We start from the raw sequence: 21137 nt of genomic DNA, 5'->3' as shown, positions 1-21137 counted from the left end.
TCTCTTCCTCTACAGGTCGGCGGGGGCGGCCAGCTTGCCGACCACGGCGGTGGCCGCGGCGACCTGAGGCGAGACCAGATGCGTACGCCCGCCCTTGCCCTGCCGGCCCTCGAAGTTGCGGTTGGAGGTGGAGGCGGCGCGCTGGCCGGGGCTGAGCGTGTCCGGGTTCATGCCCAGGCACATCGAACAGCCCGCGAAACGCCACTCGGCGCCCGCCTCGGTGAAGACCTTGTCGAGTCCCTCGGCCTCGGCCGCCTCGCGCACCTTGTACGACCCGGGGACGATCATCATGCGGACGCCGTCGTGCACCCGGTGGCCCCGGATCACGTCGGCCGCCGCCCGCAGGTCCTCGATGCGGCCGTTGGTGCAGGAGCCCACGAAGACCACGTCCACCGGCACGTCGCGAAACGGGGTGCCGGGCGCCAGGTCCATGTATTCCAGGGCGCGGCGGGCGGCGTTGCGGTCGGTCTCCTCGATGAACTCCTCGGGGTCCGGCACCACGCTGTCGAGCGGCGCGCCCTGCCCCGGGTTGGTGCCCCAGGTGATGAACGGGCTGATCGCCGCGGCGTCCAGTAGGATCTCGGTGTCGAACTCGGCGTCCTCGTCGGTCACCAGGGTCTTCCAGTACGCCACCGCGGCGTCCCAGTCCTCGCCCTTGGGCGCGTTCTCGCGGCCCTCGAGGTAGGCGAAGGTGGTCTCGTCCGGCGCGATCATGCCGGCCTTGGCGCCCCACTCGATGCTCATGTTGCAGATGGTCATCCGACCCTCCATGGAGAGCTTGCGGATGGCCTCGCCGCGGTACTCCACGATGTGGCCGTTGCCGCCGCCGGTGCCGGTCTGGGTGATCAGCGCGAGGATCAGATCCTTGGCGCTGACGCCGGGGCGCAAGTCGCCGACCACGGTGACCGCCATCGTCTTCGGCTTCGCCTGCGGCAGCGTCTGGGTGGCCAGCACGTGCTCGACCTCGCTGGTGCCGATGCCGAAGGCCAGCGCGCCGAACGCGCCGTGGGTGGCGGTGTGCGAGTCACCGCAGACGATCGTCATGCCGGGCTGGGTCAGGCCGAGCTGCGGCCCGATCACGTGCACGATGCCCTGATTGACGTCGCCCAGCGGGCGGATCTGAACACCGAACTCGGCACAGTTCTTGCGCAGCGTCTCGATCTGCGTCCGCGAGGTCGTGTCGGCGATCGTGAAAAGCTCGCCGCGGCGGGTGTTGAAGGCCGGGTCGGCATAGCCCGTCGGCGTGTTGTGATCCTCGGTCGCGAGCGTGAGATCGGTGCGTCGAACCGGGCGACCGGCCAGGCGCAGGCCGTCGAAGGCCTGCGGGCTGGTCACCTCGTGCAACAGGTGCAGGTCGATGTAGAGCAGATCAGGCTCACCCTCGGCAGCACGCACGACATGGTCGTCCCAGACCTTTTCGGCCAGGGTCCTCGGAGTGACTCCCACCATCTGGACATCCTAAATTCTGGGAGGTATGTTTCGGCTTGTGGGACACAGTATGAGCGGTGTCGGCGTTCTCGACAAGGCGGTAGTCATCCTGGCGGCGTGTGTCGACGGCGCCAGCCTGGCCGAACTCGTCGACCGTACGAAGCTTCCGCGGGCAACCGCACATCGCCTGGCCCAGGCCCTGGAGATCCACCGGATGCTCGTGCGGGACACCCAGGGCCGGTGGCGTCCGGGCCCCCGGCTGGGCGAGCTGGCCAACGCGGCGCCGGACGTGCTGCTGACCGCGGCCGAGCCCCTGCTTTCCGCATTGCGGGACGCCACCGGGGAGAGCGCGCAGCTCTACCTGCGCCGTGCCGACGAGCGCATCTGTGTGGCCGCGGCCGAGCGCGCGAGCGGTCTGCGCGACACGGTTCCGGTCGGTTCGGTGCTGCCGATGGTCGCCGGTTCGGCCGCCCAGATCCTGCTCGCCTGGGAGCCGCCCGAGGCCGTCATGCCGCTGCTGCCCCGATGCAAGTTCACCGGCCGCACCCTGGCCGAGGTGCGCCGGCGCGGCTGGGCCCAGAGCGTGGCCGAGCGCGAGCCCGGTGTGGCCAGTGTCTCGGCGCCGATCCGCGACCGGACGGGGCGGGTCATCGCGTCCATCTCGATAAGCGGTCCGATCGAACGGCTGGGCCGCCGCCCCGGCGAACGGCACGCGATGGCCGTCGTGCGGGCCGGACAGAGACTTTCGGGTCTCTAAGGCGTCACATTCGATCGATAGAGTCGCCCCGTGCGGCTTTTCGGTCGGGACGCGGAGCTCGCCACGCTCGACACCGTGCTCGCCGAGGCCGGATCCGGGCGCAGCGCGAGCCTGGTGCTGCGCGGCGAGGCCGGTGTCGGCAAGACCGCGCTTCTGCGGTACGCCGAAAGCCGCGCCACGGACACGTTGTGGATCAGCGGCGTCGAGCCGGAAGCCGATTTCCCGTACGCGGCCCTGCACCGCTTGCTGATCCCCCTGCTCGACGACCGTGACCGGCTGCCGCCCGCCCAGCTGGCCGCGCTCGAGGTGGCCTGCGGTCTGGCCGACGGCCCGCCACCCGATCTGTACCTGGTGAGCCTGGCCGCCCTGACCATGCTGGCCGGCGCGCCCCGGTCCGGTCCCGGTTTCCCGCGCCCGGCCAAGGACCGGCCGCCGGCCGGGGCCCGGCTGTGTGTCGTGGACGATGCGCAATGGCTCGACAAGGAGTCGTTGCGGGCCCTCGCCTTCGTGGCCCGCCGCCTGTACGCCGAGGGTGTGGTGCTGCTGTTCGGCCTGCGCGCCGAGGGCGACCAGCCGGGCCTGCTGGCCGGTGTCGAGGCGCGCGAGATCGGCGGCCTGGACCGGGACGCGGCGGTGGCGCTGCTCACCGACGTGGTGGACGCCGTGGCCGACCGGGCGCTGGCCGAGCACATCGCGGGGGCCACCGGCGGCAACCCGCTGGCCCTCACCGATCTGGCCCGGGAGCTCACCGCCGAACAGCTCGGCGGCAGCATCGCGCTGCCCGAACCGGCACCGATCGGCAGCCGGCTGGAGGCGCACTACGCGGCCCGGATCGCCGGCTATCCCCCGGCCACACGCACGTGGCTGCTGCTGGCCGCGGCGGACGGGAGCGGCGCCGGTGACCGGCACACCGTCGCGGGCCGGTTGCTCGGCGCCGCGCCGTCGGACGCCGCCCCGGCCGAGGCCGACCGGCTCATCACCGGTTCCCCGCCGCTGACCTTCCGGCATCCGCTGGTGCGCTCGGCCGTCTACGGTGGCGCGACGCCGGCCGCGCGGCGGGCCGTCCACCACGCGCTGGCCACCGCGATCATCGGCGAGTCCGAGGCCGACCGCCGAGCCTGGCATCTGGCGGCGGCCGCGGACGGCCCGGACGAGGCGACCGCGGCCGAGCTCGAGCTGCGCGCCGGCCGGGCGGCGGCCCGCGGCGGGCACACCGCCCGCGCCACCTTCCTGACCCGGTCGGCCGAACTGACACCGGATCCGGGGCTGCGGGCGGTCCGCCAGGTGCGGGCGGCCGAGGCCGCGCTGGCGTCCGGCGCCTACGCCCGGGCGCTGCTGCTGCTGGACGACGTCGACGAGAGCACGCTGCCCGGCCCGGCCCGCGGCAGCGCCCTGATGACCCGGTCCCTGGCCGAGGTCAACACGGGAACACCGGCCGGGCAACGGCTGGGCGCGGCCCGGTGCCTGGCCGCGGCCAAGGCGTTCGGCGACGACCGGGAAAGAGCGCGCCGGGCCGTCGTCCAGGCGATCGAACTGGCCCGCAGCGCCGAGCACCTGTCCACGGTGACCGAGCCGGAGATCGCTCTCGAGGCGGCCCGGCTGGTCGGCGCCGAGCCGGTCGGCCTGGACGAGCTGATCCTGGCCGGGTACGCCGATTTCACGCTGCACGGCTACGAGCGGGGCCTGCCGGCCGTCCGCCGGGCCGTCACCGCCCTCACCGACCCCGGCCTGACCGACGAGGCCGCGCTGGCCCGTCTCGTGGTCGGAGTCAACTTCTGCACGCTGCTCTGGGACGACGCCGTCAAGGACGCGATGCTGCGGCGGGCCGAGGCCGCGGCCCGGCGCAGCGGCGCCCTGCACGCGCTCGATCTGGTGCATTATCTCGGCACGATGACCTGGTCCCTGCTGGGCGGGCTGAACGAGGCGGACCGGCACGACGCGGCCGGGCAGCGGTTGCGGGCCGCGCTCGGTCTGACCGCCGCCCAGGAACAGGTCTGGCGTCACCCGGAACTGGCCACCTGGCGGGCCGGCCCGGGCATCCGGGAGTCGGTGGGGGCCGCGCTCGGCGTCTTCGAGATGATGGGGCTGGGCGGCCTGCACGGCTGGACCCGGCTCGGCCTGGCGGTTCTGGACAACGCCGAGGGGCAGTACGCCACGGCCCGCGACTCCCTGCGCGGCCTCGTCGAACTGGGCCGGCCGTATCGCTACTCCGAGGCGCTGCCCGAACTCGTGGAGGCCGCCGCGCGTTCCGGTGACCGGCGGACCGCGAAACTCGCCGCGGCCGACCTCGCCCGCGTCGCCGAGGCGTGCGGCACCCCGCGCGCGCTCGGCGTGCTGGAACGGTCGCGGGCGCTGCTGGCCGCGGCGGACGAGGCCGAACCCCTCTATCGGCGGGCGATCGAACACCTGACCGGCGGTCTGGGGCCCGGCGATGTGGCCCGGGCGCATCTGCTCTACGGCGAATGGCTGCGCCGCCGGCGTCGCCGGCGGGACGCCCGCGAGCAGCTCGCCGCCGCGCTCGACATGTTCGAGGAGGTACGGGCCGAGGCGTTCGCCGAACGAACCCGCACCGAGTTGCGGGCGCTGGGCGGGACCGTGCGGAAACCCGTACGGGAAAGGAACGAAACGGCTCTGACCCCGCAGGAGGCCGCCGTGGCCCGCCTGGCCCGGGACGGGGGAACCAACGCCGAGATCGCGGCGCACCTCTTCCTGAGCACGAACACCGTCGACTATCACCTGCGCAAGGTCTATCGGAAGCTCGGGGTGCGATCGCGGCGGCAGCTGCGCGAAGGTTTGCAACCCTGACTACGTGTGACGCGTGATTCGCGAGTGGACGCGCTCCCAGCAGGATCATCGGCATGGCCGACGTGCGAACCGCCGAGATGGCCCTCCTGAAGGAGTTCGACGGATGAAGCCCATCGTTCTGGTCCACGGTTTCTGGGTGACCCCGCGCAGCTGGGAGAACTGGATCGCGCACTTCGAGGCCAAGGGCCACCAGGTGATCGCGCCCGGCTATCCCGGTTTCGAGGTCGAGGTGGAGTCGCTCAACGCCGATCCCACGCCGGTTGTGAACGTGACCGTGCCGCAGATCATCAGCCACTACGAGGAGGCGATCCGGGCGCTGCCCGAGCCGCCGATCATCATCGGGCACTCGGCCGGCGGCGCGTTCACCCAGATCCTGCTCGATCACGGGTTCGGCGCGGCCGGTGTCGCCCTCAACTCGGCGCCGACCGAGGGCGTACGGGTGGTGCCGCTGTCGCAGTTGAAGTCGACCTTCCCGGTGCTCAAGAGCCCGGCCAACCGGCACAAGGCGATCCCGCTCAGCTTCGAGGAGTGGAAGTACGCCTTCACCAACACGTTCCCCGACGACGAGGCCCGCGCGTTGTACGAGCGCTACGCGATTCCGGCCAGCGGCGCCATCCTCTGGGGCGGGGTGCTGGCCAATTTCCAGCCAGGCCACCAGGACACCTGGGTCGACTACGAGAACGACAACCGGGCGCCGCTGCTGTTCGTTTCGGGCTCCGAGGATCACATCATGCCGCCGGCGATCCAGGAGTCGAACTGCAAGCACTACAAGTCGAAGACCGTGACCGAACGGCGGGAGTACGAGGGGTACGCCCACCTGCTGCCCGCGCAGAAGGGCTGGGAGCAGATCGCCGACGAGGTCCTCGACTGGGCGCTCGCGCACGCCCGATGACCGAACTCGCGATCACCCACATCGGCGGCCCGACCACGCTGCTCGAACTGGGCGGCGTGCGGCTGCTGGTGGATCCGACGTTCGACGCCCCCGGCCGGCGCTACGCGTTCGGCTGGGGCACGTCGTCGCGCAAGACCACCGGCCCGGCCCTGCCGGCGTCCTCGCTGGGCCCCCTCGACGGCATCCTGCTCACTCACGACCAGCACGCCGACAACCTGGACGACGCCGGCCGCGCGCTCCTGCCCTCGGTCCCCGTCGTGCTGACCACCCCCGCGGCCGCCCGGCGACTGGGCGCGACGGGCTTGGCCCCCTGGCAGACCGCAACGATCGGCGACGTAGAGATCACCGCCACCCCGTCCCGCCACGGTCCATCATGGAGCACCCCAATCGTCGGCCCCACAACGGGTTTCGCCCTGCGAACCCCCGGCGCCTCCGCGGTCACCTGGATCTCCGGCGACACGGTGCTCTTCCCCGGCGTCCTAGAGGTCGCCGACCGCTTCACCGTCAACACCGCAATCCTGCACCTGGGCAAGGTCCAGTTCGGCCTGACCGGCCCCGCCCGTTTCACCATGACCGGCCGCGACGCCGCCGCCCTGTGCGACCACGTACGCCCCCGCCACATCATCCCCGTCCACTACGAGGGCTGGTCCCACTTCCACGAGGGCCGCCCCCAAATCACCGCCGCCTTCCCACCCAACACCTTGACCTGGCTAACCCCAGGATCCCGAACCACCTTGACCTGAGCCGTCGCACCCCGCGACCAACTCAGGACGGCGTCCACACGGCGTTGTCGTGGGCAAAGAAGATCTGCTTGGGATCCAGAGCCAACAGGCGGGGCAGCCAGGCTGGGGCGCTTTCCAGGCCGGCTTGGTGAGCCAGAACGTCGCCGGTGAAGAGGCTCGCGTTGTCGTGCGATTGCCCCGCCACGATGACTGTGCCGTCACTACGGCGAACCACCAAGGACTGGTGCCCCGCGGTGTGCCCGGGAGTAGGCACGACAAAGACGTCGGGCGCTATCTCAGCCTCGCCATCCAGCTCCTCAAAGACTGCGCCCGGGTAATCCACCAACTCAATCAGAGTGTGGCTCTCGGCGGCCCGGGCCAGGGCCAGCTCCGCCTTCTGAGCAAAAACCGGCCGCCCCGCCAGCCCCGGATTACCCCCGCAGTGATCAAAGTGCAGGTGACAGTTGACAACCATGCGAACGTCGTCAAGATCAGCCCCAGCGCCCCTCAAGGCGCTAGGCAGGCCGATGCGAACCGGCTGATACCAGGCGTCCACTTCGGAGTTACCCCCCATGCCGGTATCAACCAAAATCAGCCCCACCGCCGGATGCTCAACGAGGTACCCCAGAGTCGGCTCAACCCGCGGCTTCCCGGTGCCGGTCTCCTCAGCAGGCCGAACAAAATACCCGAAGTTAACCCGCCGAACTGATATCCCAGTCACAACCCCAAGCTACCGCCCAAACAGCCCCGCCAGTCACCCACAGCACACGCCCCGGAGTGCCAGACAAACTGACGGCGCGCAGCGCACGTCATGCCGCGAGGCGCAGCAGACGCAGTGCGGCAGTTGGGGGCAAGGGGCAAAGCCCCCAAGCCCCACCCACCCCGCACCGACTCCCCCACCGCAACCACCGCACCGCGGGGTCTGGGGGCTCGGCCCCCAGGCAGAATGCGAAATGAGCCCGTCTGCGCTTTCTGCAGACAGGCTCACCCCGAATGTAGCCCCGAAGGGATTCGAACCCTCGCTACCGCCTTGAGAGGGCGGCGTCCTAGGCCGCTAGACGACGGGGCCAGGACTTGCTTTGTTGCTTCCGCTTCCGCGTTGGCGACGGGCCGAACTCTATCAGAAGTCCAGCGCCGCCTCCCCCCTGGGAGTGGTAGCGCTGGGGTACCAGGACTCGAACCTAGACTAGCTGAACCAGAATCAGCCGGGCTGCCAATTACCCCATACCCCAATGGCCCGGTTTCCCGTGCCGAGAGAAAACTCTACCTGACGCTCCGAGGCCGACCAAATCGGGTTCCTTCATTGGAACAGGCGGGCGTGCTCGCGGGCCCACTGTTCGTACGTTTTCGCTGGTCGGCCCAGCAGTTCGGCGACGGTCGGCAGCGCCGCCTGAGGGTGCTGGGCGAGCAGGGCAGCGCCTTGCAGGTACCACTCGGCGTATTCGCCCATGACCGGTCGCAGTTGTTCGACCGCCTCGTCGTGCGGGAGTTCGATGTAGCGCAGTTCACGACCGAGGGCCCGGCCGATGGCTTCGACCTTTTCGCGCCGGGTCAGGGACTGGGGTCCAGTGAGTTCGTAGGATCGGCCCGCGTGACCGTCGTCGATGATCACCCGGGCGGCCACGGCGGCGATGTCTTCTTGGGCGTTGGCCGAGTCGGCGTAGCCGTCGCGCACTTCGTCGCCGGCGCGGATCTGGTCGGCCCAGAGGGTGGCGTTGGCCATGAATTCGCCCGGTTCGAGGTGGGTGTACGGCACTCCGGACGCTTCGACGCCGTCTTCGACTTCTTGCCAGTGGTCGCCTTTGGCGCCGGCCAGGTCGACGATGCGCCGCACTCCGGCCGCGGCGGCCAGCCGGCACACCTCGTGGACCGTGGGGATGTGCGGCGCCAGGTACATCACGTCGACGCCGTCCAGCGGGACGGTCGCGGGCCGGCCCAGGAAGCCCCGGACGACTTCGACGGTGGGTGGGAGCGCCGCCCGGGCCGGGTCGACCGTCAGGGCGCGTACGTCGTCGGCGCCGAGGGCCAGGAGCTCGTCGACCACCATCCGGCCGATGTTTCCGGTGGCCCCCGTGACCAGAATTTTCATTCCCGTAGGGTATACGGAATCATGTCGGATTTCAGCGCCCGGATCCTTCCGCTGCTCTGGCGGCGGCACGTTCCGGCCCGTAAGGCGGTGGGCCGCCCGCCGCGCCTCACCGTCGACGCCGTGGTGTCCGCCGCGGTTCGCATCGCCGACGCCGAGGGGCTCGAGGCGGCCTCGATGGCCCGGGTGGCGGCCGAGTTGTCGGTGGCCACGATGAGCCTCTACACCTATGTGCCGTCGCGGCCGGAGCTGGTCGACCTGATGGTGGACGAGGTGTTGTGGGCGCGCGGCCTGAGCGCCGGGGGCGCCTTCCGGGAGCGGGTGCTGTTCTACGCCGAGCGCACCTTCGCGATGTATCGGGCGCATCCGTGGCTGGCCGAGGTGTCCCGGGTGCGGCCGCCGGTCGGTCCGGGCATGCTCGCCGAGACCGAGTTCATGCTGGCCGCGGTGGCCACGCTGGAGTTGCCGATCGCCCGCCTGAGCCGGGCCGCCACGGCGATCACCTCGTGGGTCACTTCGGCCGCCCGGCACGAGGCCGAGGGCGTGCTGCTGCGCCGCACCACCGGGCTGAGCACGGACGAGTGGTGGCAGCAGCGCGGCGAGATGTGGGAGAGCTGGTTCGACGTCGCGAGCCACCCCACGATGACCTCGATCTGGAACGCCGGCGCCTTCGACCGGGGCAGCGACGAACAGGCCCAGGACGCGTACGAGTACGGCCTGGGCCTGCTGCTGGACGGAATCGAGCGGTCAGTCCAGGGAGACGACCGGGTTCCTTAGCTCGCCGATGCCCTGGATGCTGATCGACACCGTGTCGCCCGGCGTGATCTGGCTGACCCCGGCGGGCGTGCCGGTCAGGATGATGTCGCCCGGCAGCAGCGTCATGACGTGCGACACGTACGACACCAGGGTCGGCACGTCGAACACCATGTCCTTGGTGCGGCCCAGCTGCACCGTCTCCAATGCCTCGGGGTTGCGGCCGACCTCGGCCCGGATCTCGAGGTCGCTGACGTCAAGGCCGGTGACGATCCACGGGCCGATCGGGCAGAACGAGTCGAAGCCCTTGGCCCGCGTCCACTGCGGGTCGCTGCGCTGCAGGTCGCGAGCGGTGACGTCGTTGCCGATGGTGTACCCGAAGATCGCCTTCTCGGCGCCGGCCCGGTCGACGCGGCGGGCGCCGGTCGCGCCAATGACGACGGCGAGCTCGCCCTCCTCCTCGACCCGCTGCGACTGCGGGGGCAGCCGGATCGCGTCGTTGGGCCCGATCACCGAGGTCGACGGCTTGATGAAGATCAGCGGTTCCTTGGGCACCTCGTTGCCGAACTCGGCGGCGTGGTCGGCGTAGTTGCGGCCGACCCCGATCACCTTGCTGGAGAAGATCGGGGCGAGCAGGCGTACGTCGGCCAGGGCCCACCGCTGACCGGTGAACCGGACCTCCTCGAACGGCAGCGAGCTGATCTCGGCGATGGTCAGGCCCGACGCGTCACCCTCGACGACGCCGAACGACACTCCTCCGGCATGAACAAAACGGGCGAATCGCACGGTTGATCCCCTCTACGGCTTGCGGCTCTTCCAGGGAAATCTACGCCGAGCGCTCGCCCTGCATTCCGTTCGCGGTCGTGCCCAGCCGCGGGAACGGATCGAGCGAGAAGATGATCTCGACCGGCACCTCGAAGTAGCGCGAGATGCGCAGCGCGAGGTGGAGGCTGGGGCTGAACTCGCCGCGCTCCAGATAGCCGACCGTCTGGTAGTGCACGCCCAGCGCGTCGGCCAGTTGCCGCCGCGACACCCCGCGCTCGGCCCGGAGCATCGCGATGCGGTTGTAAGTGACTTCGCTGCTGCCCATTGGCTCTCTCTTACCGGCCGACCGTGGTCAGCGCCCGCTCCCGCCGGGCCGCCACCGCGGAACCCGACTCGCGCCGGGCCATCCGCCGCATCAGCACCGGCGCCACCAGCAGGCCGAGCACCGCCCAGCCGGCCAGCACCCCGAACGTCTCGAAATGACGCCACGAGTCGCCCAGCTCGACCGAGGCCAGGGCGTCGGGCAGGAACACCGACCGCATGCCCAACCCTAGCCAGTAGATCGGGAAGATCTGCGCGACCGCCTGCAGCCAGCCCGGCATGCCGGTGATCGGATAGAAGATGCCGGAGATCGCGACCAGCCCGAACACCGGCATCATCACAAGGCCGAGGTAGCGCGGGTTCTCGAACGACGAGCCGATGGCCGCGCCGATCGGCATGGTGGCCACGACGGCCAGCGGGAGCAGCCAGACGAGGGTCAGGGCGCCGCCGAGGTCGACGCTCAGACCGTCGACCAGGAACAGCCCGGGGATCAGCACGGTCAGGACCGAGAACAACGTCATGCCGCCGACCGCGATGACCTTGCCGATCAGGTAGCCGTTCATGCCGTTGGGCGTGGCCTTGGCCCGCAGCAGGGTGCCGTCCTCGCGCTCGACGACCAGGATCTGGGCGATGGTCAGCAGGCCGCCGAACGCCAGCAGCATGCCCAGCGAGCTGGGCAGTGTGGCCGCGCCGAGCGAGAAGCTGGTGCCCGGGACCTTGGCGTTGTTGGTGAAGAACACCGTGATGAGCAGCCCGACCGACGGGAAGAAGTAACCCCAGAGGTCCTGCGCGTTGGTCAGCGTCTGCCGGGCCTCGATCAGCCCGCGGGCGGCGCCGACCCTCAGCGTCTCGATCATCGCGTGCTTCCCTCCGAGTCGTGGACCAGCCGCATGTAGGTGTCTTCGAGGCTGTTGCGCCGCACTTCCAGGTCTTCGACGGCGTCGCCGTATTGCACGAGCAGTTCCCGTACGAAGGGAACGGGGTTGGCCGCCGCATGGACGAAGCGCTGGCCGTCGCGGGTCCAGCGGACCTCGCTCTCGCCCGTCACCCGCCGGGACAACTCGTCGGCCGAGCCGTCGGCGATGATGCGTCCGCCGGACAGGATCAGGATGCGGTCGGCGAGCTTTTCGGCCTCGTCGAGGTCGTGGGTGGTGAGCAGGATCGTGGTGTCGTCCACATCGGTCAGCCGGTGCACCAGATCGTGGAACTCGCGCCGGGCCGACGGGTCGAAACCGACCGTGGGCTCGTCGAGAAAGAGCAGCTCGGGCCGGCCGACGATGCCGATCGCCACGTCGAGCCGGCGACGCTGGCCGCCGGAGAGCCGCTGAATGCGGGTGCGGGCCGACTCGGCCAGGCCCACCACGTCGAGCAGGTCGTCGACCGGCCAGGGTCGCGGCCGCTGGTCGGACGAATAGCGCCGGTAGTAGTCACCGAGGTGGCCCAGCAGCTCGCGAACCTGCCATTTGCCGTGGTCGCGCCAGGATTGCAAGACCACGCCGACGCGGGCCCGCCACGCCTCGCCGACCCGGGCCGGGTCGGCGCCGAGCACGGTCACCTCGCCCGCGGACCGCATGCGGAAGCCCTCGAGGATCTCGATCGTCGTCGTCTTGCCCGCGCCGTTGGGCCCGAGCAGCGCGAGCACCTCGCCACGCCGAGCGGCGAAGCTCACACCGTGCAGGACATCCTTCGCCCCGTATCGCATCCGCAGGTCACGGACGTCGATAACCCGCTCGTCGACCGGCACCTGCGGACCGGCCTCGAGGGCCCCCGTCAAAGTCGTTCCTCCCATGTCCAGCACACTATCAACAATGTAGTAGGTGTACTACATCTACGAGCAGTCGTTCGGCATGTGCCAATCGATGGTAGGTTTTGGCCGCATATGCCATTTTTGAGCGCGACGCATGACGCATTCGCGCCTAACGGTGATCGTGTTGATCGCCTCGGCTGGATACGCTGATGCGATGGGGATCAAGCAGGTGAGGGCGCTCACCACGACGCTGCCCTCGGTGACCTGGATTCCCCTCGCCCGGGCCCACGCCGAGCGGGCCGACGAGATGACCGCCGGTCACCGGGCTCGCCGGGCCACCGGTGAGAAGCATGCCATCGAGGATTTCCTGTACGACTACTACGGCACCCGCCCGTCGGTGCTGCGCCGCTGGCATCCCGGTGTCGGGGCCGGCCTCGCGCCCGCGCCCGACGGGCTGGCCGAGCAGGCGTCGTGGAAGTTCTACATGACCTTTCCCGACGGCGTGGTCACGCTCGACCAGGATGCCTACATGCACGCCCGCGGCGAAAGCGTGCGCTACATCCACGGCCTGCTCACCGCCACGGCGTCCCGCCCGGTCTTCTCGGGCTGCTTCGGGCTGCACGAGTGGGCCATGGTCTATCGCGACCCCGAGCACCGGCACGCGCTGCCGCTGCGCCTCGGGCTGGCCGAGACCGACCGGGTCGTCGAGCAGCACCCGATCCGCTGCACCCACTACGACGCGTTCCGCTTCTTCACGCCCGAGGCCGTGGGGCTCAACCGGCTCCAGCCGACCCGGGCCACCCAGGTCGACCTCGACCAGCCCGGCTGCCTGCACGCCGCGATGGACGTGCACAAGTGGGCGACCAAGCTGGGCGCCGCCGTGCCCGGCGCGCTGGCCCTCGACTGTTTCGCGCTGGCCGCCGACATCCGCCTGCTCGACATGCAGGCCAGCCCGTACGACCTGAGCTCCTACGGCCACCCCCCGGTCAAGATCGAAACCCCCGAGGGCAAGGCCGAGTACGTGGCCCGCCAGCGCGAGTTCGCCCGCCGCGCCGCCGCCCTGCGGGCCCGCCTGATCCGGGTCTGCGAGGAACTGATGGGCTCCGAGAGCGCGGCCCGCAACCGCGAGGCCGTGGCCCCCTTCAACCACCGCTGAACACGGGCGGGCGCGGCCCGGCGGCGTCGGTTAGCCTGCCGTCATGGCGGGTGCCGAGCTGGATGAGTTGATCGTCGCGGACGCCGGGGCGCTGCGCGCGTGGCTGTCGGCCAACCACGCCACGTCGCCCGGTGTCTGGCTGGCCCTGACCAAGAAGGGCGGGCAGGTCACCACGCTGACCTGGCAGCAGGCGGTCGACGAGGCCCTGTGCTTCGGCTGGATCGACGGGCAGGCCCGCAAACGCGATCACGAGACCTCGTGGATCCGGTTCACCCCGCGCCGGCCCCGCAGCTCCTGGTCACAACGCAACACCGTGCACGTGGCCCGGCTGGAGACCGAGGGCCGGATGCTGCCCGCGGGCCGCGCCGCGGTGGACGCCGCCAAAGCGGACGGGCGATGGGCCACGGCCTACGCCCCGCCGTCGGAGGTCGAGGCGCCGGCCGACCTCCTCGCCGCCGTCGCCGCCGTTCCGGCCGCCCAGGCCATGTTCGACGTGCTCACCAAGACCAACCTGTTCGCTCTCGTCTATCGGCTCAATGCCGTCAAACGGGCGGAGACCCGCGAGCGGAAGATCGTCGAGTTCGTCGCCATGCTGGCCCGCCACGAAACGATCTACCCGCAGAAGGCCAAGCCCTCGGACTAGGCCGCCGGGACGGTGAGCCCGGCGATGATCGCGCGGTGGTCGCTGCCGGGGATGGCGTGCACGCTGGTTTCCCGGACGCCGATCCGCTCGTCCACCAGCACATGGTCGATCGTGACGGGCGGGATCGGGCTGCCGTCGTACGGTCCCCAGGTGCCGATCAGCCCCTTGCCGGTGGTGTCGGCGGCGTCACGGTAGCCGCTCGCGATCAGCTCGCGCAGCGGGGCGTGGTCGAGGGTCGCGTTGAAGTCGCCGAGCAGGACCACCGGGGTCGCGCTGCGGTCGGCGCGCGGCTCGGCCAGCAGGTCCTTGCGCCACTGTCCGAGGACCGAGCCCGCGTACGGGGCCAGCGGGTGAGCCGATTCGATCAGGACCGGCCCGGCCTCGGGCATCTGCACGGTCCCGTACGCCTGCATGAAGCCCCCGCCGTTCTCCCCGGCGCCGGCCGACGTGATCGGGTAGCGCGAATACAACCCCGAGCCCTCGGCCCCCGGCTTGTCGGCCAGCGACGAATACGGCAGCAGCGACCCGAGCCCGGCCGCGGCCAGCGCCTCCTTGCCCTCGGTGGTGAACTCCTGCACGGCCAGCACGGCGACGTCGTGGTCGGTGACCAGCTTGACGATCGCGGTCGCGTCGGCCTTTCCGAAGAGCATGTTCGAGGTCATGACGTTGACCTGCAGGCCCAGCTTCGGGCCCTTGTCGCGGCTCGGCACCGCCCGCGGCAGCACGGCCGAGGCCAGCGCGATCGCCACGATGACGGCCACCGCGGCCACGGTCCAGCGGCGGGTGGCGAGGGCCAGGATCGCCGGTGCCCAGGCGGCGGCCGCGACATAGGGCGTGAAGGCCAGCAACTGGACCGCCAGGCCCCGTTCCCAGCCGCCGAGGCGGATCACGGCCCAGATCAGGAAAGGGAGGATGAACAGCCAGAAGAGCACGGTCAGCGCGGCCTTTCGTCGTCGTCGAGGGTGGCCGGCCTCACGACCGGCGCTCGGCGCGCTGGTGATCGTCATGGCGGCGAGGCTAGCTACCCCACGCCAGACCAACTATGACTGAGCTTGCTGGGTCATGCCTTCCTGGCCCTACGACCGCTCCGCTCACTCCGGTGCAGTCACTCATGACGCGGCAGGCAGGGTGATGGTCGCGACCAGAGCACGGTGATCGCTCCCCGTGACCGAGTGCACAGACGTGTCCCGTACGCCGATCCGCTTGTCGACCAGAATGTGGTCGAGCGTCACCGGCGGGATCGGCAGCCCGGCGTACGGGCCCCAGGTGCCGATCAGCCCCTTGCCGGTGGCCGCGGCCGCGTCGCGGTAGCCGTGCGAGATGGTCTCGCGCAGCGGCGCGTGGTCGAGCGTCGAGTTGAAGTCGCCCAGGATCAGCTTGGGCGGACCGGCCGCATCGGCCCGGGACAGCGACTCCAGGTCGGCGCGCCACGCCTGTTCGGCCGCCAGCGCGTACGGCGCCAGCGGGTGCGCCGATTCGAGGAAGACCGGACCGGTGCCGGGCGGCTGAATGGTCGCGTACGCCTGAAGGTTGCCGTCCTGCAGCCCGCCGCCGTCACCGCGCCGCGAGCCCTGATCGGTCATCGGGAAGCGGGAGTAGAGACCCGAGCCGGTGGTGCCGATCTCGTCGGCCAGCGCGTGATGCGGCAGCAGCTCGTCGAGCCCGGCCGCGGTCAGCCCGGCCGCCGACTCGGGCGTGAACTCCTGCACCGCCAGCACGGCGACGTCGTGCTCGCGCACCAGCCGCACCACCGCCGCCGGGCCGGCCGCGCCGATGTACATGTTGACGGTCATGACGGTCATCGGGACGCCGGTCGCCGGGCCCTTGTCGGTGTCGGGGACGGCCCGGGGCAGCACGGCCGCCGCCAGCAGGACCGTGGCCAGGGCGGCCACGGCCGCGGCGACCCATTTCCGGGTCACCAGCGCGATCACCAGCGGGACGAGCGACCAGACCGCCGCGTACGGCGTGAACGCGATCAGCTGCACGAGGAACCCGTGCTCCCAGCCGAACAGCCGCACCACCGCCCAGGCCAGGGCCGGCAGGGCCAGCAGGATGAGCAGCGCGGTGCGCCTCACCCGCCGGCCCGGCCGGACCTCGGACGGTGTCGTGGTGATCGTCATGGCGGCAAAGCTATCGGTCCTACCTTGCCGTTCCCTTGAAACGGCGCGTGATTCAGATCTCCGCGTCGACCACGTCGCCGATCTTCGCCGCCACCAGCTCGTCCCGGATCACCGCCGCGTCACCCTCGACCACCAGGGTCAGGCCGTGCGGGTGCAGGTGCCGGCCGGCGGCCGCGCTGACCTCCTCGAGCGGCGTTTGCAGATATTGCGAGCGCAGCGTGGGGTAGTAGTCGTCGGGCAGGCCGTGCACGACCAGCGTGCTCAGCGCGCCGACGATCGAGCCCGGCGTCTGCATCTCGACCGACAGCTGCCCGGCCCGCCACGAACGGGCGACGGCCAGCTCCTCCTCGGTCACGCCGGTCTCCTGCGTCCGGGCGATCTCGCCGATCGTGTCGATGATGGCGGGCACGGTCACCGCGGTCTGCACGCCCGCGGCCACCTCGAAACGGCCGAAGCGCCGGCTCATCGCGTACGCGCCACGGATCCCGTACGTGTAGCCCTTGACCTCGCGGATCAGGTGGTTGAGGCGGGACGTGAAGGCGCCGCCCAGCACCGTGGCGGCCAGCGTCATGGCCACGAAGTCGGGGGTGGCCCGCTCCGGCGAGCGGTGCCCGATCCGCAGCGTCGACTGCACCGAGCCCGGCCGGTCGACCAGCAGGATCCGGCGTTCGCCGCGCACCGGCACGTCCAGCGGCGGCTCGGCCGTCAGCGGGCTGCCCTCGACCCCGCCGAACGCGGCCTCGCCCAGCGCCTTCAGGTCGAGCGTGCTCAGGTCGCCCGCGACCAGCAGCACCGACGGGCGGTGCAGCCAGGACTGGTGAAAGGCCAGCACGTCGTCGACGGTCACCGCGGCCACCGAGGCCGGGTCGCCGTGCATCGGACGGCCGAACCGCTCGGCCGCGCCGAACAGGTCGGCCCGCAGGGCGGCGTCGGCGCGCGGACCCGGCTGGGCCCAGTCCATGCGCAGCGCGGTCACCTCGTCGTCGCGGACCCGGGTGACGTCGGCCGGGTCGAGCCGCGGCGTGCGGACCGCCTCGGCGGCCAGCCGCACGGCGTCGAGCAGCTGCGGGACCGGCGCCGAGACGCCGACCCGGAACGTGTCCCAGTCGACGGCCGGTGACAGCTCCGCGCCCAGGCTCTCCAGGGCGATGGCGTACGCCGCCGAATCGCGCGTCCTGGTGCCCTCCTCGAGCGACTTGGCCAGCACGGTGGCCGTGCCCTCGCGACCGGCGGTTTCCCGGGCGGCGCCCGCGTCGGCCAGCAGGATCGCGGCGGCCAGCGCCTGACCGGGCAGATGGGCGCCGATCACAAGGCCCCCGCCGGCGGTGACCCGCTGCAGATCCGGGAAGGTGTACGGCCGGGCCTGGCCGGGGTCGGGCCGGGTGGCGATCAGCGTCATCAGTTGTCCCCGTTCTCGGGCAGATAAGTCAGGGTGACCCGGGACTCGGGCTTGAGGGCGTACTTCGCGGCGTCGGTGACGTCGTCGGCGGTGACCGCGAGCCATTGCGGCAGGCGGTAGCCCGCGGCGCCCGGGTCGCCGAACTGCGTGGTGTAGCGGGACAGCGTGTCGGCCCGGCCGCCCACCGTGGACACCTGCCGCCACCACGAGGTGGTCAGCAGCGCCTTGGCCCGGGACAGCTCCTCCTCGGTCACCGGCTCGGTCAGCAGGCTGCCGATCACCTCGGTCAGTCCCTCCTCCAGCGTCTCGATCGGCACGCCGTCCTTGGCGGTGGCGGTGATGATCAGCGGGGCCGGGGCGTGGGCCAGATCGACCCCGTACGACCCGATGTAGTCGGGCTGCGCGATCCGGGCCCCGTCGGCCAGGCGCTGATAGAGCCGGCTGCCCCGGCCGTTGCCCAGAACCGCGGCCAGAACGGTAATGGCGTCGTAGCCGGCCGTGCCGAACGGGTGAGTGCGGTGCGACACATAGAGGCGGGGCGCCGGTACGGCCGCAGTCACCGTCTCGCGTAGGGGCTCGGTGGCCGGACCGGACAGGTGGCTGTGCGGGGCGGGCGGGATCGACGAGACCGGTTCGAGCACGCCGAAATACTTCTCGGCGAGCGCGAACACCTCGGCCGGCGACGCGTCCCCGGCCACCGTGAGCACGGCGTTGTTGGGCGCGTAGTACTGCTGGTGGAACGCCTTGAACGTGTCCAGGCTCGCCGCGTTCAGGTCTTCCATCGAGCCGATCGTGGCGTGGTGGTAGGGGTGGCCCTCGGGATAGAGCAGGGCCAGCAGGCGCAGCCAGGCGTCGCCGTACGGGACGTTCTCGTAGCGCTGGCGGCGCTCGTTCTTGACGACCTCGCGCTGGTTGTCCAGCGTCTCCTGGGTGAGCGCGGGCACCAGGCCGCCCATCCGGTCGGCTTCCAGCCACAGCGCGAGCTCCAGGTGCTCGGCCGGCATGGTCTCGAAGTAGTTGGTGCGGTCGGGGTTGGTGGTCGCGTTCAACGAGCCGCCGTTGCCCTGCACAAGGCGCATGTGCTCGGTCTTCGCCACATGCTCCGAGCCCTCGAACATGAGGTGCTCGAACAGGTGGGCGAAGCCGGTCTGGCCGGCGGGTTCGTGCCGCGACCCTACGTCGTACCAGAGATTGACGCAGACCACCGGGGCGGTCCGGTCCTCGCTGACCACGACTCGCAGGCCGTTGTCGAGGCGCGTGGATTCGATGGGCCACGGATAGCCGGTCACGGCGGCCGGCGCAGTTGGGGACGTCACCTGTTCATAGTGCCTTGTGCGCGTGCCATGCTGGGCGGCGTGGTGGATGACGTCCGGGTCAATGATCGGCTCACGATTCCGGCGGCCGAGCTCGCCTGGCGGTTCTCGCGCTCCAGCGGCCCCGGTGGCCAGGGTGTGAACACGACCGATTCGCGGGTCGAGCTGTCGTGGGATCTGGCCGGATCGGCGCTGCTGCCGCCGATGCTCAAGGAGCGCGCCGCCGAACGCCTCGGCCCCCGGCTGGTGCAGGGCGTGCTGACCGTCACCGCCTCGGAACACCGCTCGCAGCTGCGCAACCGTGAGGCCGCCGCGGCGCGCCTGGCCGGGATGGTGGCCTCGGCCATCTCGGCGCCGCCCCGGGTCCGGCGGGCCACCCGTCCCTCCAAGGGCTCGGTCGAACGCCGCATCGCGGCCAAGAAGCGCCGCGGCGAGACCAAACGCAACCGGCGCCCGGATTCCTCGGACTGATGTCGCTGATAGTGGTCCTGCACGGTCTGGCCGGCAGTGCGAACGAGATGGCCCCGCTGGCCGCCCGCCTGGCCTCGGCCGGTCACCGGGTCGTCGTCCCCGATCAGCGCGGCCACGGCCACAACGAACGCCACCCGGCCGACGTGTCCCGGGAGGCCTATGTGGCGGATGTGCTGGCCCTGCTCGACGAGCCGGCCTTCCTGGTGGGCCAGTCGATGGGTGCGCACACCGCGATGCTGGCCGCCGCATCAGACCCTTCCCGCGTACGGGGTCTGGTAATGATCGAAGGAGGCGTGGGCGGCTCCACCGACGACTATCCCGAACGGCTGCGCGCCTGGTTCGCCTCGTGGCCGCTTCCGTTCGCCGACGCCGCCGCCGCGCGGGAATTCCTGGGCGACCGCCCGATCACCGAGGCTTGGATCGCCGACCTGGAGGCCCGCCCCGACGGCCTGTGGCCCCGCTTCGACCCCGATGTGATGAAGGCGGCGATCGCCGGCGTCGCGTCGCAGGCCCGCTGGACCGAGTGGCAGAGCCTGACCGTCCCGGTCCTCCAGATCCTCGGCGAGCACGGCGCCATCCCACCCGACGAGGTCACCCGGATGGCCGCCCGCCGGGTCGTCGTCCCCGGCGTGGGCCACGACGTGCACCTGGAGGCCCCCGACGAGACAGCCCGCCTGATCCTGGAATTCCTGGACGCCCGGAACTAAGGCGCCGGAGATGGCGCGTGGTCAGCGAACGGGCTGGACGATTTCGGTTTCCCACGTCGCCGGGTCCGGGTGTTCTCCCGGATCGGTCAAGTAGGTCTCCCAAGGGGCTCCGGCCGCGGACAGTCCCTGGTCCCGCATCCACTTCTCGATCTGCTGGTACGACTCGGACAGGCTGTCGTAGGGTCCGCGGTGGATGGTCACGGCCGCTCGCCCCGGTGGGATGACGAGCGCCTCGATGTCATCGGGGAGTGCCGTGGTCGGGGGCTCGGCGATGGTTATGCCGCTTTCGATGACGAGCGACCCCATCGCCACCTCCGGGTAGCGGGCGAACGGCGGCCCGGCGATAGCCAGCCCGTGCCGCTGGGCGTATTCGAAGACCTTCGGCAGGCTCTCGCCGAGTGCCGTCGCGATCTCGTCGCGTGTGATCCGGCGGCGTATCACGAGGGCGTGGATGGTGGGCAGGTCACGAACCGAGACGGCCAGGGGCACAGCGGGTTTCCTCTCGGTGATGCTGATGCGGTAGAGGCTGATGCACGGTGCGGTCGAACTCACCGTCGAGGCGTGCACGGCGGCGATGCGCCGGCCGGCCACGTGCAGCCCGCGGGCACGGTAGCTCCGCGGACTCCGACCGAGGTGGCGGGTGAAGGTCCGGGTGAAGACCTCGTGACTGCCGAACCCGTGGTCGAACGCGATCGCCGACACGCGACGGTCGCCGGCTATCAGCTCGCCTGCGGCACGAGCCAGCCGGACCCGCGTCGTGTATGCCTTCGGCGTCTGACCCGTCAACTGGCGGAGCCGGCGGTGCAGATCGAAACGCGACCGGTGCGCCCACCGCGCCAGGGCCGGCAGCGAGACGTCCTCGCTGAGCCGGGAGTTGACGACGGCGAGAAGTTGAAGCAGCTCGCGGGTTCGCGACGACACGATCGGACGGTACCAATCGGGCCGCACCACCGCTTGACGGTTCTTGCGGTCGTTCACCCTGTCAGCTTCGAGGTATCCGCGATCCCGGGCCGGCCCGATAGTCGAAGGCGTTCACGCCCTTCGATGAAAGA

At 70.9% G+C, this 21137-nt stretch carries 21 protein-coding genes and 2 tRNA genes; 9 read left to right on the top strand and 14 right to left on the bottom strand.

Annotated elements, in window-relative coordinates; all coding sequences use genetic code 11:
• Window positions 1–9: 9 nt before the first annotated feature.
• Complete coding sequence (gene leuC, locus ACZ3I4_RS28570; RefSeq protein WP_465385109.1) at window positions 10–1449, bottom strand: 3-isopropylmalate dehydratase large subunit; 1440 nt, start codon at window positions 1447–1449, stop codon at window positions 10–12.
• 49 nt (window positions 1450–1498) lie between these two features.
• On the opposite strand from leuC, the gene ACZ3I4_RS28565 reads away from it, so the two are divergent.
• The 4 genes from ACZ3I4_RS28565 (at window position 1499) to ACZ3I4_RS28550 (ending at window position 6625) form a co-directional block, all read left to right on the top strand.
• Complete coding sequence (locus tag ACZ3I4_RS28565) at window positions 1499–2185, top strand: IclR family transcriptional regulator (protein WP_023561932.1); 687 nt, start codon at window positions 1499–1501, stop codon at window positions 2183–2185.
• Window positions 2186–2215: 30 nt separating this feature from the next.
• Entirely contained in the window at window positions 2216–4990 is a 2775-nt protein-coding gene (locus ACZ3I4_RS28560; RefSeq protein ID WP_465385108.1) for an AAA family ATPase, read from the top strand.
• A 103-nt stretch (window positions 4991–5093) separates the two neighbouring features.
• Entirely contained in the window at window positions 5094–5882 is a 789-nt protein-coding gene (locus ACZ3I4_RS28555; RefSeq protein WP_465385107.1) for an alpha/beta hydrolase, read from the top strand.
• A complete protein-coding gene (locus ACZ3I4_RS28550; RefSeq protein WP_465385106.1) occupies window positions 5879–6625 on the top strand; it encodes an MBL fold metallo-hydrolase in 747 nt (248 codons plus the stop codon). Before ACZ3I4_RS28555 ends, ACZ3I4_RS28550 begins: the two co-directional genes overlap by 4 nt.
• A 22-nt stretch (window positions 6626–6647) precedes the next feature.
• Here the strand turns inward: ACZ3I4_RS28550 and ACZ3I4_RS28545 are convergent, their stop codons facing one another.
• From ACZ3I4_RS28545 to ACZ3I4_RS28530, 4 genes are all read right to left on the bottom strand, one after another.
• Window positions 6648–7325: an MBL fold metallo-hydrolase gene (locus ACZ3I4_RS28545; protein WP_465385105.1), complete on the bottom strand. Its 678-nt coding sequence runs from the start codon at window positions 7323–7325 to the stop codon at window positions 6648–6650.
• A 275-nt stretch (window positions 7326–7600) separates the two neighbouring features.
• Window positions 7601–7673, bottom strand: a tRNA-Glu gene (locus tag ACZ3I4_RS28540).
• 91 nt (window positions 7674–7764) lie between these two features.
• A tRNA-Gln gene (locus ACZ3I4_RS28535) sits at window positions 7765–7836 on the bottom strand.
• Window positions 7837–7904: 68 nt separating this feature from the next.
• The gene (locus ACZ3I4_RS28530) at window positions 7905–8693 is read right to left on the bottom strand and encodes an SDR family oxidoreductase (RefSeq protein ID WP_465385104.1); all 789 of its coding nucleotides are present in this window, start codon (window positions 8691–8693) and stop codon (window positions 7905–7907) included.
• Between the two features lie 21 nt (window positions 8694–8714).
• Here ACZ3I4_RS28530 and ACZ3I4_RS28525 point away from each other — a divergent pair, with 21 nt between their 5' ends.
• Window positions 8715–9467 (top strand): TetR/AcrR family transcriptional regulator, encoded by a 753-nt coding sequence (locus ACZ3I4_RS28525; RefSeq protein ID WP_465385103.1) that lies wholly within the window; start codon window positions 8715–8717, stop codon window positions 9465–9467.
• Here the strand turns inward: ACZ3I4_RS28525 and ACZ3I4_RS28520 are convergent.
• Genes ACZ3I4_RS28520 through ACZ3I4_RS28505 form a run of 4 tightly spaced genes read right to left on the bottom strand, consistent with a single transcriptional unit; the run spans window position 9438 to window position 12318 of the window.
• Window positions 9438–10229, bottom strand: a complete 792-nt coding sequence (locus ACZ3I4_RS28520; RefSeq protein ID WP_465385102.1) for a fumarylacetoacetate hydrolase family protein — start codon at window positions 10227–10229, stop codon at window positions 9438–9440. The genes ACZ3I4_RS28525 and ACZ3I4_RS28520 overlap by 30 nt on opposite strands.
• A 40-nt stretch (window positions 10230–10269) precedes the next feature.
• Entirely contained in the window at window positions 10270–10533 is a 264-nt protein-coding gene (locus ACZ3I4_RS28515; RefSeq protein ID WP_465385101.1) for a helix-turn-helix transcriptional regulator, read from the bottom strand.
• A gap of 10 nt (window positions 10534–10543) precedes the next feature.
• The gene (locus tag ACZ3I4_RS28510; protein WP_465385100.1) at window positions 10544–11386 is read right to left on the bottom strand and encodes an ABC transporter permease; all 843 of its coding nucleotides are present in this window, start codon (window positions 11384–11386) and stop codon (window positions 10544–10546) included.
• Window positions 11383–12318, bottom strand: a complete 936-nt coding sequence (locus ACZ3I4_RS28505; protein WP_465385099.1) for an ABC transporter ATP-binding protein — start codon at window positions 12316–12318, stop codon at window positions 11383–11385. The genes ACZ3I4_RS28510 and ACZ3I4_RS28505 overlap by 4 nt, the downstream gene beginning before the upstream one ends.
• Window positions 12319–12490: 172 nt before the next feature.
• On the opposite strand from ACZ3I4_RS28505, the gene ACZ3I4_RS28500 reads away from it, so the two are divergent.
• Together ACZ3I4_RS28500 and ACZ3I4_RS28495 are read left to right on the top strand one after the other, a co-directional pair.
• On the top strand, window positions 12491–13432 hold the full coding sequence (locus ACZ3I4_RS28500) for a 3-methyladenine DNA glycosylase (RefSeq protein ID WP_465385098.1): 942 nt from the start codon (window positions 12491–12493) through the stop codon (window positions 13430–13432).
• Between the two features lie 43 nt (window positions 13433–13475).
• Complete coding sequence (locus ACZ3I4_RS28495; protein ID WP_465385097.1) at window positions 13476–14075, top strand: YdeI/OmpD-associated family protein; 600 nt, start codon at window positions 13476–13478, stop codon at window positions 14073–14075.
• Here the strand turns inward: ACZ3I4_RS28495 and ACZ3I4_RS28490 are convergent.
• From ACZ3I4_RS28490 to ACZ3I4_RS28475, 4 genes are all read right to left on the bottom strand, one after another.
• The gene (locus tag ACZ3I4_RS28490; protein ID WP_465385096.1) at window positions 14072–15082 is read right to left on the bottom strand and encodes an endonuclease/exonuclease/phosphatase family protein; all 1011 of its coding nucleotides are present in this window, start codon (window positions 15080–15082) and stop codon (window positions 14072–14074) included. The genes ACZ3I4_RS28495 and ACZ3I4_RS28490 overlap by 4 nt on opposite strands.
• 102 nt (window positions 15083–15184) lie before the next feature.
• Window positions 15185–16195, bottom strand: a complete 1011-nt coding sequence (locus ACZ3I4_RS28485) for an endonuclease/exonuclease/phosphatase family protein (protein WP_465385095.1) — start codon at window positions 16193–16195, stop codon at window positions 15185–15187.
• A 52-nt stretch (window positions 16196–16247) separates the two neighbouring features.
• A complete protein-coding gene (locus tag ACZ3I4_RS28480; RefSeq protein WP_465385094.1) occupies window positions 16248–17594 on the bottom strand; it encodes a M16 family metallopeptidase in 1347 nt (448 codons plus the stop codon).
• A complete protein-coding gene (locus ACZ3I4_RS28475; RefSeq protein WP_465385093.1) occupies window positions 17594–18910 on the bottom strand; it encodes a M16 family metallopeptidase in 1317 nt (438 codons plus the stop codon). Before ACZ3I4_RS28475 ends, ACZ3I4_RS28480 begins: the two co-directional genes overlap by 1 nt.
• Window positions 18911–18949: 39 nt before the next feature.
• Here ACZ3I4_RS28475 and arfB point away from each other — a divergent pair, with 39 nt between their 5' ends.
• Window positions 18950–19378: an alternative ribosome rescue aminoacyl-tRNA hydrolase ArfB gene (gene arfB, locus ACZ3I4_RS28470; RefSeq protein WP_465385092.1), complete on the top strand. Its 429-nt coding sequence runs from the start codon at window positions 18950–18952 to the stop codon at window positions 19376–19378.
• On the top strand, window positions 19378–20085 hold the full coding sequence (locus ACZ3I4_RS28465; protein ID WP_465385091.1) for an alpha/beta fold hydrolase: 708 nt from the start codon (window positions 19378–19380) through the stop codon (window positions 20083–20085). Before arfB ends, ACZ3I4_RS28465 begins: the two co-directional genes overlap by 1 nt.
• A gap of 21 nt (window positions 20086–20106) precedes the next feature.
• On the opposite strand, the gene ACZ3I4_RS28460 is transcribed toward ACZ3I4_RS28465, so the two are convergent.
• Window positions 20107–21006: a helix-turn-helix domain-containing protein gene (locus ACZ3I4_RS28460; RefSeq protein ID WP_465385090.1), complete on the bottom strand. Its 900-nt coding sequence runs from the start codon at window positions 21004–21006 to the stop codon at window positions 20107–20109.
• Window positions 21007–21137 lie beyond the last annotated feature (131 nt).

It is taken from the genome of Actinoplanes sp. NPDC021490 (assembly GCF_055562135.1).
This window is presented reverse-complemented; position numbering and strand designations above follow the sequence as displayed.

Bases quoted from the DNA above. Each gene is read 5' to 3' on its own strand.
- ACZ3I4_RS28485 (WP_465385095.1), bottom strand. From the start codon at position 16,195: ATGACGATCACCACGACACCGTCCGAGGTCCGGCCGGGCCGGCGGGTG.
- ACZ3I4_RS28490 (WP_465385096.1), bottom strand. From the start codon at position 15,082: ATGACGATCACCAGCGCGCCGAGCGCCGGTCGTGAGGCCGGCCACCCT.
- ACZ3I4_RS28480 (WP_465385094.1), bottom strand. From the start codon at position 17,594: ATGACGCTGATCGCCACCCGGCCCGACCCCGGCCAGGCCCGGCCGTAC.
- ACZ3I4_RS28525 (WP_465385103.1), top strand. From the start codon at position 8,715: ATGTCGGATTTCAGCGCCCGGATCCTTCCGCTGCTCTGGCGGCGGCAC.
- ACZ3I4_RS28555 (WP_465385107.1), top strand. From the start codon at position 5,094: ATGAAGCCCATCGTTCTGGTCCACGGTTTCTGGGTGACCCCGCGCAGC.
- ACZ3I4_RS28500 (WP_465385098.1), top strand. From the start codon at position 12,491: ATGGGGATCAAGCAGGTGAGGGCGCTCACCACGACGCTGCCCTCGGTG.
- ACZ3I4_RS28495 (WP_465385097.1), top strand. From the start codon at position 13,476: ATGGCGGGTGCCGAGCTGGATGAGTTGATCGTCGCGGACGCCGGGGCG.
- ACZ3I4_RS28550 (WP_465385106.1), top strand. From the start codon at position 5,879: ATGACCGAACTCGCGATCACCCACATCGGCGGCCCGACCACGCTGCTC.
- ACZ3I4_RS28465 (WP_465385091.1), top strand. From the start codon at position 19,378: ATGTCGCTGATAGTGGTCCTGCACGGTCTGGCCGGCAGTGCGAACGAG.
- leuC (WP_465385109.1), bottom strand. From the start codon at position 1,449: ATGGTGGGAGTCACTCCGAGGACCCTGGCCGAAAAGGTCTGGGACGAC.
- ACZ3I4_RS28515 (WP_465385101.1), bottom strand. From the start codon at position 10,533: ATGGGCAGCAGCGAAGTCACTTACAACCGCATCGCGATGCTCCGGGCC.
- ACZ3I4_RS28530 (WP_465385104.1), bottom strand. From the start codon at position 8,693: ATGAAAATTCTGGTCACGGGGGCCACCGGAAACATCGGCCGGATGGTG.
- ACZ3I4_RS28510 (WP_465385100.1), bottom strand. From the start codon at position 11,386: ATGATCGAGACGCTGAGGGTCGGCGCCGCCCGCGGGCTGATCGAGGCC.
- ACZ3I4_RS28565 (WP_023561932.1), top strand. From the start codon at position 1,499: ATGAGCGGTGTCGGCGTTCTCGACAAGGCGGTAGTCATCCTGGCGGCG.
- ACZ3I4_RS28505 (WP_465385099.1), bottom strand. From the start codon at position 12,318: ATGGGAGGAACGACTTTGACGGGGGCCCTCGAGGCCGGTCCGCAGGTG.